Raw genomic sequence first — 12,652 nt, forward strand, 5'->3', positions numbered from 1 at the left:
TTCTATTTTTTTTTCGTTGGGGCGAGCGAAACTGAATTATTTGGTGCTTGTGCTATCTTAGTGGAGTCTCTGTTAAAAACATTACATTAGCAGCCATGCCGACACCTTCCACAAGTGATTTACCAAAACCTAAATCTTGGGATGAATTTGAGGATATTACATGGGAAATTTATAAACGAAAATGGCACGACAATCATGCACAGAAATATGGCAGAAGTGGACAGCCACAAAATGGTATTGATATTTATGGTCAGGAAAACAGTTCCGGCAACTATATAGGTGTTCAGTGTAAACGATATAAGGATAACAAGCTAAACAAGGAAATAATCAAGGAAGAGATTGTCAAAGCAGAAGGCTTTTCATCTCCACTCAATGAGTACATTATTGCAACTACGGAATCAAGAGATACAAAGCTTCAAGATTTTGTCTGGTCTTTAAATGAAGAGCGTCGATTAGAAAATAAGTTCCTTGTCTATATAGTGTTTTGGGAAGATATATGCAATGACTTGGCAGATACCAATAATCGTGATTTACTCAAGAAGCTTTATTCTGAGTGGGAACAGATATTTAGCAATCAAGAGAAATCTATAAGTGAGCAGGTTGCATCTATTCATTGTCTTTTGAGCTTTGAAATACAGCAAGACTGCAACTTACTTCAGGAACTTCTCAATCAAAATCAATATGATTTATCGGAAAAATGGCAATCATGCTTTAGTCAAAATCGCGGCGTATGGCGAGATATCTCGTCCCGTTTACTTCTTGCGAGAAGTAGTAGAGAGTTAATGCCAAAAATTCAAAAATTTTACCACCAATTGGATGATATTGAGAGTAGATGCAAAAGTCTATTTGCCTTGAAATCTCCAATTCAACCTTTTGAGTCAAAACCAAAATATGGTGGGTTGCACTTTGATACAATGGCTAGTCAACAAACGGCCGAATCCGAACAAATAAAGTTAATTAATCGAAATAAAAAATGCTCTATGAACTTTACTAAGCTGAAAGAAAAAGTTGATGAAACGCTGAATCTGGGAAATCAAATAATTTGTGAGTTCAATTAAATTATGCAATTGCTCGGACTTGATATAACAAGCCCATTGTAAGCCGACTGTATCGAGGTCGTTGAAGGTGGAGTTGAGAATTTTCATTAATTCATCATGCTTCGATCGCAATACCCAATACTTCAAAATTACCATTTGGTCGATAGCCATTCAATTCGGTGCGATCGCTCTCTTAGTTTCTCGGGTTATTGTTATGCGAAGACTGCGATCTTTGTCAAGGGCGATCGCACCCTCGCAAGTTGTAATTTGAACCGGATGCGAGGAAGAAAACCCCAAAACCCGTTTAATAATGGAGGTTTTGGGGTTTTCTATTTTGTTTTGAGCGATCGAGCTTTTAGGATTTTTATTACTTTTGTTTGACCCCAACCCAGTAAGTTTTGAAGCAAGGCGCTAAAATCCAATTCAGATAGCTATTAAAATACAGATTGCAAGCTTATTGGCTTTCCAGAATGCAAAATCAAGAGTCACCTATTGTTTTCGATCGAGAACGCGCTTCTTCCTACGACAAAAGATTCGCTAAATTGGCTCCGATGCGCGACGCACTTCATTTACTGATCCGCTTTGTACTTTCTGAACTTCCTACCGATGCACGGATTCTCTGTGTCGGTGCGGGAACCGGCTTGGAATTGATTTATCTGGCTCAAGCGTTTCCACAGTGGCAGTTTACTGCGGTAGAGCCTGCGGCACCGATGCTTGACATCTGTCGCCAGCGCGCCGAAGAGTGCGGTATCGCGTCACGTTGCACTTTTCACGAAGGTTATCTCGATTCACTCCCCGCATCGCACTCTTTCGATGCGGCGACTTGCCTTCTGGTTTCTCACTTCTTTATGCAACAAGATGAACGGCGCAACTTTTTTAGTCAAATTGCTTCACGACTTTGCCCTAACGGATATTTGGTCAGTGCGGATCTGGCTTCCGATATGTCTACTTCAGCGTACCAAAGCCTTTTTCAGGTTTGGCTGCGAATGCTGAGGTATGCCGAAGTGCCTGCTGAGGAGATTGAAAAGTTTCGTGATTCTTATGGTCGAAATACTGCTGTGCTACCGCCAATTGAAGTCGAATCAATAATTGCATTGAGCGGCTTTGATACACCTGTATTGTTCTTACAAACTCTGCTCATTCATGCCTGGTATGCTAGGCGAACACAACCCTCGCTAGAAGTGAAGTTATCAACAGCCGCCGAAAAATCTCGTGAAGTGGACTGACCAAAACCCAGTGTCAGGTTGCAAAGTTTTCTGGAAGCCTCAGAACCGAGTCGCGCCGAAGAGCGATCGCAATACCCAATACTTTAAAATTACCATTTGGTTGAGCCCCTTCCATTCGGTATTGCGCTCGCTCTTTTAGTTTCTAGCCTTATTGTTGTTATACGAATAGTGCGCTCTTTGTTAAGGGCGATCGCCCGGAGTAAGTGAGGTATCATATTTACATTGTAACTGATAGCTATAATTTATAATTATGACATAACTCCCCTTTAAAATATTCATAAAGATGAATAGAATTAGAGGCGCTGAGAAGGAATTGCGCCCAGACTTTTTCAAGATTTCTATTCATCACTAGAACTGATCATTGTCTGTTTAGGAGTACAGGAAATAGCAATAACAACTACTCATCAGGTTTGGCTTTGCAAAGCCAATTTTTGATAGGCCTGTCGAATAGGAATCTGAATGATGAACTCTGCCCCCTCACCGGGCTGAGAAACACACTTCAACTGTCCGCGATGTTTTTCTACCACAATCTGGTAGCTGATTGACAGCCCCAGACCCGTGCCCTTCCCTACAGGTTTCGTCGTGAAGAACGGGTCGAACAGCCGCCGGTTCACTTCCTCTGTGATACCGGGGCCATTGTCGCAAATGCGAATCACCACAAATTGGGGAGCTTTCCGGGTCGGGCCGAGGTTGGGGGAATCCACCTCAGCCGAAGAAACTGTAGAGCTTTCCGCAAGGGGGGGATTGGAAATCGGGGATTTTTCTTCTTCCCCATACCCCACTGAAGTGCGAATTGCGATCGTGCGCGGCCCCCTTTGGTCATTGAGAGTGTCAATCGCATTCGCCAGTAAATTTACAAACACCTGGTTCAGTTGGCCCGCATAGCACTCCACCAGTGGCAGCGGGCCGTACTCTTTAATTATTTGAATAGCAGGCTGGTCTAATTTAGCTTGCAGCCGGTGCTGCAAAATCAGTAGGGTGTTATCGATGCCCTCATGGATATCGACCTGTTTCATTTCCGCTTCATCCAGTCGCGAGAAGTTTCGCAGGGAGAGGACAATTTCGCGAATTCTGTCTGCCCCCACCTTCATCGAATCCAGCACTTTGGGTAAGTCTTCCATCAAGAAATCTAATTCTATTGCCTCAATATCCTCAACAATCGCTGCTGTAGGATGGGGGTATTGTTCTTGATAGAGTTTCACCAGTCCTAGTATGTTTTCACTGTATGTCCTGACGTGACTCAGGTTGCCATATATGAAGTTAATCGGGTTATTGATTTCGTGGGCCACCCCGGCCACCATCTGTCCCAGTGAGGACATTTTCTCAGTCTGAATTAGCTGGGTCTGGGTGCGCTTGAGTTCTTGGAAAGAAAGCTCTAGTTGTTCGGCTTGTTTTTTTAATTGCGCTTCTGATAGTCGCAGAGCTTGCTCTATCTGCACGCGATCGCGAATTTCCTGGCTCAGGAGCAGATTTTTTTCCTTTAATTCCTGCGTCCTCTCTTCCACCTTCTGTTCTAAAGTCCGGCTGTAATCTTCTAATTGCTCATTGGCTTGTTTCAGGCTGTCAGTCGCCTCAGACAAATTGGCATAGAGTCGAGCATTTTCCAGGGAAATCGCCGCTTGAGAACAGAGCACGGTTAAAACTTCCAGGCGATCGGGAGTAAACGCACTCCTTGTCAGATTATTTTCCAAGTAAAGCAGACCAATAAGCTTTCCTTTATGGACGACCGGCATACATAAAACTGACTTGGGTTGGGCGTTAACAATATAGCTATCCCTGGTAAAAAGTCCCTCCTGACTTGCATCATTTAATACCACATTTTTCTGAGTTCTAGCCACATAATTGAGGAGAGAAAACGGCAATTTTTGACTCGTTTCTATTGGTGTGGATTGCAGCACTAATACCTCATTATTATCTATGCTTGCCGTCCCTTCTACTACCAGTTGACCATCTTTCTCTAAAATTAAGTAACTTTTTTCAGCCCCAGCATTCTCAATTGCAATTTTCAATAACTTAGAAAGCAGACTTTCCAGAACAATTTCGCCAGAAATAGCTTGAGAAGATTTCATCACAGAGGTGAAATCTAGTGCTGCAAAACTCCCCGTAGTCGTCGAGCTGGTCGTCCGTGATACGTCGAAGCTGCGAGTTTCTTTGGTCAGTATTCGCGAGAAAAATTCAGGATATTCTTCTGATAAATATTGCACTTTTGCTTTCGCTCCCCAGCGAATATACCCATAGTAAGCATCCGTCAAATAAATCTCCGCTATCTTCTCCCGCCCGCGAGAGAAATAAAACTCGGCGGCCCGTTCATTAGCTAGGGCTTCTTCCTGAATGTATCCCTGTTCTCTGGCTCCTTGAATGCTAGCGTCATAATACTCCATCGCTTTGCCAATTTTTCCCAAAATTCGTGCTTTTTCTGCCTCCACTAACTCGTACTTGTGTTGATAATTTATCGGCCCATTTATAGCCCATTGCTGCATTTTGTTCTGATTTTTAGCCACTTGCTTCAAGGATTCTTTTTGTTCACTGCTGGAAACTTGGGGATATTGAGCAAGGAGAGCCAGAGAATAGTAGAAATTGTATTCCGCACCACTCATCAGACCGGGCACACCATCTTTGTATTTTTCTGCTGAGCGGGCGCTCTTGACTGACTGAGCGTAATCCTTAAACAAATAAAGTCGAATCAATTTTGTCAGGTGAGCCAAAAAAATAAACATATGTTTATTATCGGCAATTGACTGGTGGAGGAGTTCTTCTTCATTCAACAATTCGCCCTTGAGCATATATTCCTCTTCAGATGCGGCGAGTAATTGTAATACCATTACTCTCCACGTCTTTAAGTAAGGAATATGCGAATCTTGTTTAAGTTTCAGCAGTAAATCAAGATATTGCGCCTGCTTCTGAGCAACTAATTCCAGTGGTTGACCTGTAAAAAATATATGATCGCAATAGTAGATAGAATTATAACCCACATCTTCTAAATCTCCAGTTTCCAGACCGCTTTTAATTCCCTCAATCATTGGCGCTAAACTTTCCTTGCCATGCTCTTTCCAGTGTCTAATATGAGCATTAAAAACTACATATACGTAAGATTTTAGTTCTTTGGCATCAAAGCGATCCAACAAATTTAAGGCTAGTTGTCCAAATCTATATCCCGCATCTATTTCACCGAATGGCCCGCATAGAAGTAGGCCATAAACCGCATACCCAGCAGTGGCCTGGGGCGAATTACCATATTGGATACACAGATCAATCATTGTAAATGCAAATTGGGGAAATAAGGCAGGAGCCACATGATAAGAAAGAGGAGCAGATTTCAATAATATCCCCATCGCCACTAGCTTATTGATATCCGTCATTTCTGGCAGATTAGCTAACGCCTCAGTATTCATTTCTTGTGGAGGTTCCGAACAAAGAGAGACACCCAGCATCCCCAGAACTTGCAGCCCAATATCAAACGCGACTTGTATCTGGTTTTGCTGGGAATAAAACTGCATTTGGATTTCATAAACTTTGACTTTTTCGAGCAGAGTTTTCGCGTGTTTAAGAGCCTCCTCAGAAAGGATTTTTGCTCGCTCGAAGTTGATGTTTAGAAATTCCACCGCCGCCGCTTCCGCATACAGAGGGAACGTCAGGTCATACTGAGTTTCCCAGCTATCTTCTCTGAGGAGTTCTAGCCCCACCCGTAGTTGTCTGGCTGCAGTTTCATAAGCTGTTGCTGCCTTAGCTTTTTTGCCGGCTATCAAATTTAATCGGGCTAGACGAGCTTTTTCTGCCTGATCCGTGATGCAGTCAGCCCCAACATTTAACTGATTGACAATCTCAAAGATATTTTCTTCAATCTCCTCTGCAGGAGTATGCTCCAGTAGCAGTTCACCGATTTTCAGGTGGGTCTGTTGTTTCTGAGATTCGGGAATAAGAGAATACGCCGCTTGCTGCACCCGGTCATGGAGAAATTTGTAAGCGATAGGCGCGTGATGGCTGTAAGAAACAGGGGCAGGTGAGCATGATAGCAGAGGACAATCTGGAACTGTTCTTTCCTTTACTTCCCTGCTCATTTCATCGGAGGTAAAAACGAGAGGGATTTTGTAGGCTTCGCTGAGGGGCAAAACCAAGCCAGCCTGAAGAGATTCCCACAAATCAGCCGCCGTTTCTGACTGAGATTTTTCATTGACAATAGCCAGAACGTCTAAATTAAATTTGTCTCCAATACAGGCGGCTAACTTTAAGACATCCTGCGTCTCCTCCGAGAGTTTTTGAATATTTCTGGCAATCAGTTCGACGACATTATAATCCGTGATGCCTACTGCTTGAATTTGGTTCAATGACCACTGCCAGCACCCAGCACTGAATTCAAAGGTCAATAGCTTTTCTTGATGCAGAGTAGCGAACATCTGAGTCAAGAAGAAAGGATTGCCCTGGGTTTTATTGAAAAGTAGCTCAGACAATTCAGAAACCCGGTGTCTCGGAACAGAAGACTCATTCAGGGTATCCGCTACCAGCAAGCTGACGTTCCCAATATCCAAAGGACGGAGGGTGATATTATTTACAACCGCCCCATTTTTTTGAATCTCATCCAACGTCACCATCAACGGATGCGTCGGACTCACTTCGTTATCTCGATAGGCTCCCATCAGCAGTAAATATTGGCTGTCCGGGTCACAAATAAGCAGATGAATCAACTTGAGTGATGCTGAATCTGCCCACTGTAAGTCATCCAAAAAGACGACGAGCGGGTGTGAGGGTTTAGTAAATACATGAATGAATTCTTTAAATACCCGATTAAAGCGATGCTGGGATTCAAATGGCCCCAATTGCGGAACCCCTCCTTGAGGCCCGACAATCAGTTCGACTTCGGGAATGACATCTACTATGACTTGACCATTTGAGCCTAAAGCTTCTAAAAGTTGCTCTTTCCAAATCGCTAGTTGTTCCGAACTTTCTGTTAAGAGATGCCGCATCAAACCCTGAAAGGCTTGAATCAAAGAAGCATAAGGAATATTGCGTTTTAATTGGTCAAATTTACCGGATATAAAATACCCGCGCTGCCTGACAATCGGTTTTCGAACTTCATTTACTAAGCAAGATTTACCAATCCCTGAGTAACCGCTGACTAGCATCATTTCGCTGGTACCGCCGGAGACTCGCTCAAAGGCTGCCATCAAAGTGGCTACTTCTTGCTCACGACCATAGAGCTTTTGCGGGATGATAAATTGTCCACATTTATCCCTCTTACCGATTGGAAAGTTGTCAATTTTCCCATGGGTTTGCAGTTGATGACAGCATATTTCTAGGTCAGCTTTTAGTCCCCTAGCGCTTTGGTATCTGTCTTCAGCAGTTTTAGCTAATAATTTCATTACAATGTCAGAAATTGCTTGGGGAATCTCACCGATTTGCTGATGGGGTGGCACGGGTGTTTTAGCGATATGGCAGTGAATTAATTCCAGGATGTCGGTGGCTTGATGTGGCCGCTTTCCAGTTAGCATTTCGTAAAAGGTGACACCTAATGAGTAAAAGTCGGTACGGTAGTCCATTGAGCGATTCATTCGCCCGGTTTGTTCTGGGGACATATAGGCAAGGGTACCTTCTAGCAAGTTGGAATTGCTGAGGGTCTGGTTTTCTCGCTCTAGGTGCGTGGCAATGCTAAAATCGATGATTTTGATTTGACTGGTTTTGGGGTTGACAATAATATTCTGCGGTTTAATATCTTTATGAATAATCTTATTTTCATGCAGTTGAGCTAGGGTTTCTGCTAGATGAATTGCCCGACTCAGAAATTTGCTGATTTCAAGTTGTTTAGCTGTGATTAGGTTTTTCAGGGAGTCTCCGCCAAAATCTTCTAATATCAGCGCCAGACCGTTATTATGCTTTTCTAAAGAGTAAGCTTTGATAATTCCGGCTATGTCGAGAGTTTTGAGAATTTTATATTCATGCCTCAATCGTGCGATTTCTTCTATTGTGGGATACTCAGCTTTAAGGGTTTTTACTATAACCGGAGTTGACTCGGACTCCCTAACGCCGCGATAAATAACTGTATTGACACCTTCATGAAGCGGCAACGATAAGAGTTTGTAACCGGGCAGCGTGGTTTTCATATTCGTTTTTTCGATGAGTACGATTATTCGGGTGTGGAATTGATGGATGGGAACCTGAGACAGCGATGTTCGAGCGCCTGTTGGGAAAAATTTCAACTAGCCGGGCGTCAGCTTGTTAATAAGTGCCAATATTTTGTCCATTCATTCAATGCTAAAGTACATGATGGCTTAATCTTTAACTATAACTATAATACCTGTGCTGGAGTTGGAAAACCAAGAATTGGCGCTGGAACAAGGGCCTCCCGATAAATTAGGTGAACGCACTAACTCCACCGTCTGTTTAAATGTCTCTGGACGTACTCCGCACAGACGCTTAAAGTTTTAATAGCTCAGGTTTTTTACATCCCAGTAGCTCATTATGTGGCTGTGCCTAAATTATTATCACTTAGGATTATACATCCTACTACAAAATGTTTGCAGCACTTCGACCGGGCGCGCTCGTTGCTCTTAACAGGGTACAAGTCGCGATCGCCTTGCCTACTTTTTTAACAGGTATATTGTAAGAGTGTGCTAGCCAAAACTAAGTTACTTGAGTGCGCGATCATCGCTAAGCCGAACACCTAGTCTGTAAGTGAGCAAGATGAGATTATGGAATAAGTTAAAGATGATCCCAGATCGGAACCAGCAAATACTCGTTCTCCCGAAGCTGTTGCCAAACTTGCAGCGCCACGGACTGAGTATCACGCAGGTAAAACCCAAGAACTCGCTCCAGAAACATGGTGAATTCGCGTAATACAGCCCACGTCAGTAATAGGATCAAAAGTTACAAAAAAGGGGGAATGTATGCAAACCCTCCTTTGGAGTCGTGAAGAAGTCCCGCCTCGTGCCAAACATTTGTATGAGATCAGCATCCGCCCCAAAATAGACTTAGAAGAGAATGTTAGCAAGCTCGTCATCATGGATATAGAAACAGGCGACTATAAAGTTGATGAAAATGGTTTATATGCTGCTGATTACCTGAGTGCGAAACATCAAAATGCTAGGCTATTGGGTATCGGTATTGGATATAAACTTGCTGCATCTCTAGGTAGTGTTATTGAGCTTGTTTCTAAGTGATTTCACGTATTGTATGTGATAGATATGCTAAACTTAATTTTATTGGATTTTGCTTGAAAGTCAAGCTGTTTGAGTTGAAATTTATGAGGACGTTGACTGCGGTGGTTCTGAAAGACCCTAACACGAATTTATATGTAGTCTATGTTCCCGGTTTCTAAGAGAGCGCATTCTCAAGGAGAAACTTTAGACGACATACAAGCGAACTTAGGTGAAGCGAGTGAAATGTTGTTGGAAGATGAGAATCCAGGATTAAATCGACCTTCTATTCAGTACGATCGCCCTTTTAGTCTTTACCCTTAATTCTTCTAGTTGCTGTAGTTGCTAGAATAGCAGCGAAGATTAACCGGACTGCAACTCATGCTAAAAACCATTGAAGTCATTTGCATCACTTGCCAAATAATCCTATGATGGTGCATCATGATCTTGGTAATTGTTTCATTCTTCTAACTAAGCTAATATGCGATCGCTTGTCTTGACTTTAGCTCTCATATGTTTAGCCACCCCCGCTGTTGCCACCACCTGCGAGGAAAGCTTTCAAAAAAAGGGGGACTTTTTGAATGGTGCCGCCTTTTCTGCACGTGTTCAGGTTGAGGGGTTATCGATAGAGAGAGCATTTTCCCAATTACGACCCATTTTAGCCCGCGAGAGCATCAGAACGATCAGCACCGATGTGAGCACAGGTGTCATGAAAGCCGAAAATCCCGCAACAGCATTTCAGCGTGCTTTGCCGATCGATGTTTTTGCCTCAGCCGACGGAAATCTATTAACTGTCGAGATGATCTTTACCATTCCCAGCGGCGTGGGCGCAAGTAGGGATACCGTGAAGCGATACTTGTGCGGTGCGCTAAATCAATTGTTGCCCAAAACTACAAATTAATATGTAATCATTCATTTGATGAATATTAGTTTCCCACACTCGATCGCAATACCCAATACTTCAAAATTACTGCGGTCGATCGCTCTTTAATTCAATGCGTTAGCGAAGCCCTCGAAGAGGATCGCTCTCTGAGTTTCTAGCATTAAGTTTATTGGTGGGTGTTCTGCATCAAGTTGGATGGAGAGATTTTTACACTTGGCACATTATATTTGGTCGCCGAAAGCTGTGCAACCATTTGTGCACGAGACGAAACCTCAAGCTTACGGAACATTCGCTTCAAAGCTTGCTTCACTGAATTTTCAGTAATCCAAAGTTCCCTCCCGATTTCTGCGTTGGTTCGCCCTAAAGCAACCAATTCGGCAATTTGCAATTCACGAGGCGTTAGGCGTGAGCTCTTAAAAGGTTGGTGTTGCGATTCCCTACTGGATAGCTTCGCCGCGCGCACTGTTGCAGCCCAAACAGACAAATGCAAACAGATCGCACTCAAATCCGCTAGATTTTGTGTATCAAAGGCGGGCATTGACTGTTCGCGCGTATAACCCACTACACCCACTAATTGACCACCGCTGACTATCGGCCCCGCCATCACGTGCCAATGATCGGGGCGGGGACAAATTATTGTCCAAACCTTGGGTGATGATGTCACTAATGCTTCATGGACAGCAGCATGGCGCTCCACTAAATAACGTGCAACAGGATTATGTTCGATCGATAGCGCAACTTTCAATGTTTTCTGAAAATTGCTATCTGCTAAAGGAAGTCGATCGAAGAAAAAGATTCCCGATCGTTTAGCTGCAAAATACTCACCGATTGTGGGCACGATTTGCGATCGCAAATCTTGTTCGTCCTTTACCTGGTCGATCGCTTCAAATAAAAGCTGCAAGGGACTTGTCATGCTCATGGTGTCAACCGATTTTAGATTTTAGATTTTAGAATTGACCCCACGGATGAATCTGGGGGCTTGTAACCAAATTGCTTGATTTTCAACAAGAGTACCCGATCGAGGTCTAGAAGCATTGCAATACTCGAATTATATTACCGTTATAGTCTCAAAAGCAAATTGACATGACAACAGATTTGGAAATCGATCGCACTCCTACACCTTGGATGCCGAGCGGCTTTTATGCGACTTCAATAGTCTTTAATGTCTGCTTAATTGCTCAGTTATTGACGGTTGGAGTTGCCTACTTCAATAATCCTGCATGGTAGAATATTCATGTTTGGCTAGTGCGATGGTATGGTGGATTGTCATTAGTATTACTGGGATGGTCGTTTATCGCTCCATTCTCACGCAGAATACGACATCTCGCCGCAAGTTTGCCAGTGCTACTTGGACTACAATTTGGCAGCATTCATCTCAAAAGTCCTCTTCACCTAGAGATACTCCATCCTCTAATTGGATTTACGTTACTCTATGTTTCTTCAAGCCTTGTACATCACATATCGCGCACTTTATCGTCCAGCAACTATCAAAACAATCAAATTTGAGAGGTATAAATGACGCAAGATGCAATCTTCACTCCCTTCTTTGCCACACTGTTTCTTACACTCGTAGTCTGGGTGTATATGTACATCCGCCGTATCAGTTTTATCACAAGTAGAAAGCTCAGTCAAAAGGATTTTGCTGTACCGGGGGCACTGGCACAAATCTCGCCACCAAGCGTATCCAATCCATCGGATAACCTAAAAAACCTGTTCGAGATTCCGGCACTTTTCTATGCGCTTGTCCTATACCTCTTCATAACAAAGCAGGTGGATACAGTGTATGTAAACGCCGCGTGGGTCTTCGTTGTGTTTCGCACATTGCATAGTGCTGTCCATTGCACATTCAATCTCGTCATACTTCGGTTCTACCTTTACCTATTTGCCACGCTCGCGGTGTGGTTCATCGCTATCCGCGCAGCCATTATCCACTTTGGCACGTAAGTACGCTATTAACGTAGAGCGATCGCCCTTCAATTCGGTGCGTTAGCGAAGCCCTCTAAGAGGATCGCTCTATGAGTTTCTAGTCTTATTGTTATACGGAGAGTGCGATCGTTTTTTGGTTTGGGCGATCGCCGATTTGTACCATACTGGCATCTGTGAACAGATTATTGATTCCCCCAATTATGATAAGTTTACATAGATCAGCCGATCGCAGTTTACTCCCAATTTAACCGCGTATTAAACGGAATGTGGCAGGTGTCTGGATCTCACGGAAATATCTATGTCAAAAGTGCGATCGGGCTTTAGGTTTAAATATCTCGATGCCGGCTTCCCAACATTTAATAGATAATTCTAGAGTTTGTGGTTTAGTGCGGGAGGCGGCCGATGTCATCTGCTTAACCGGATGTTTAAGAAATCGAGGGATTGATATCAGTT

General features: G+C 43.4%; 10 protein-coding genes. 8 read left to right on the plus strand and 2 right to left on the minus strand.

Features of this window, described 5'->3' with window-relative positions:
- Positions 1-95 precede the first annotated feature (95 nt).
- Entirely contained in the window at positions 96-1,058 is a 963-nt protein-coding gene (locus QUA10_RS14230; protein WP_333080377.1) for a restriction endonuclease, read from the plus strand.
- Positions 1,059-1,507: 449 nt separating this feature from the next.
- Positions 1,508-2,263, plus strand: a complete 756-nt coding sequence (locus QUA10_RS14235) for a class I SAM-dependent methyltransferase (RefSeq protein ID WP_333080375.1) — start codon at positions 1,508-1,510, stop codon at positions 2,261-2,263.
- Positions 2,264-2,667: 404 nt separating this feature from the next.
- Here the strand turns inward: QUA10_RS14235 and QUA10_RS14240 are convergent, their stop codons facing one another.
- A complete protein-coding gene (locus QUA10_RS14240) occupies positions 2,668-8,358 on the minus strand; it encodes an AAA family ATPase (RefSeq protein WP_333080373.1) in 5,691 nt (1,896 codons plus the stop codon).
- A gap of 783 nt (positions 8,359-9,141) precedes the next feature.
- Here QUA10_RS14240 and QUA10_RS14245 point away from each other — a divergent pair.
- The 3 genes from QUA10_RS14245 (at position 9,142) to QUA10_RS14255 (ending at position 10,291) form a co-directional block, all read left to right on the plus strand.
- Positions 9,142-9,414 (plus strand): hypothetical protein, encoded by a 273-nt coding sequence (locus tag QUA10_RS14245; protein ID WP_333080372.1) that lies wholly within the window; start codon positions 9,142-9,144, stop codon positions 9,412-9,414.
- Positions 9,415-9,555: 141 nt separating this feature from the next.
- Positions 9,556-9,714 (plus strand): hypothetical protein, encoded by a 159-nt coding sequence (locus QUA10_RS14250; protein ID WP_333080370.1) that lies wholly within the window; start codon positions 9,556-9,558, stop codon positions 9,712-9,714.
- 157 nt (positions 9,715-9,871) lie between these two features.
- Positions 9,872-10,291, plus strand: a complete 420-nt coding sequence (locus QUA10_RS14255; RefSeq protein ID WP_333086284.1) for a hypothetical protein — start codon at positions 9,872-9,874, stop codon at positions 10,289-10,291.
- Between the two features lie 148 nt (positions 10,292-10,439).
- Here QUA10_RS14255 and QUA10_RS14260 read toward each other — a convergent pair whose 3' ends face one another.
- Positions 10,440-11,192, minus strand: coding sequence for a LuxR C-terminal-related transcriptional regulator (locus tag QUA10_RS14260; protein ID WP_333086285.1), 753 nt, complete (start codon positions 11,190-11,192; stop codon positions 10,440-10,442).
- Between the two features lie 164 nt (positions 11,193-11,356).
- Here QUA10_RS14260 and QUA10_RS14265 point away from each other — a divergent pair, with 164 nt between their 5' ends.
- From QUA10_RS14265 to QUA10_RS14275, 3 genes are read left to right on the plus strand one after another with little or no spacing between them, the layout of a single operon-like run.
- Positions 11,357-11,500, plus strand: a complete 144-nt coding sequence (locus QUA10_RS14265) for a hypothetical protein (protein WP_333080363.1) — start codon at positions 11,357-11,359, stop codon at positions 11,498-11,500.
- 3 nt (positions 11,501-11,503) lie between these two features.
- Positions 11,504-11,779 carry a DUF6220 domain-containing protein gene (locus QUA10_RS14270; protein ID WP_333080520.1) on the plus strand — a complete coding sequence of 92 codons (276 nt, stop codon included), beginning with the start codon at positions 11,504-11,506 and terminating at the stop codon, positions 11,777-11,779.
- A 9-nt stretch (positions 11,780-11,788) separates the two neighbouring features.
- A complete protein-coding gene (locus QUA10_RS14275) occupies positions 11,789-12,217 on the plus strand; it encodes an MAPEG family protein (protein ID WP_333080362.1) in 429 nt (142 codons plus the stop codon).
- Positions 12,218-12,652 lie beyond the last annotated feature (435 nt).

It is taken from the genome of Microcoleus sp. Pol8_D6 (assembly GCF_036700965.1).
Lineage (GTDB): Bacteria > Cyanobacteriota > Cyanobacteriia > Cyanobacteriales > Microcoleaceae > Microcoleus.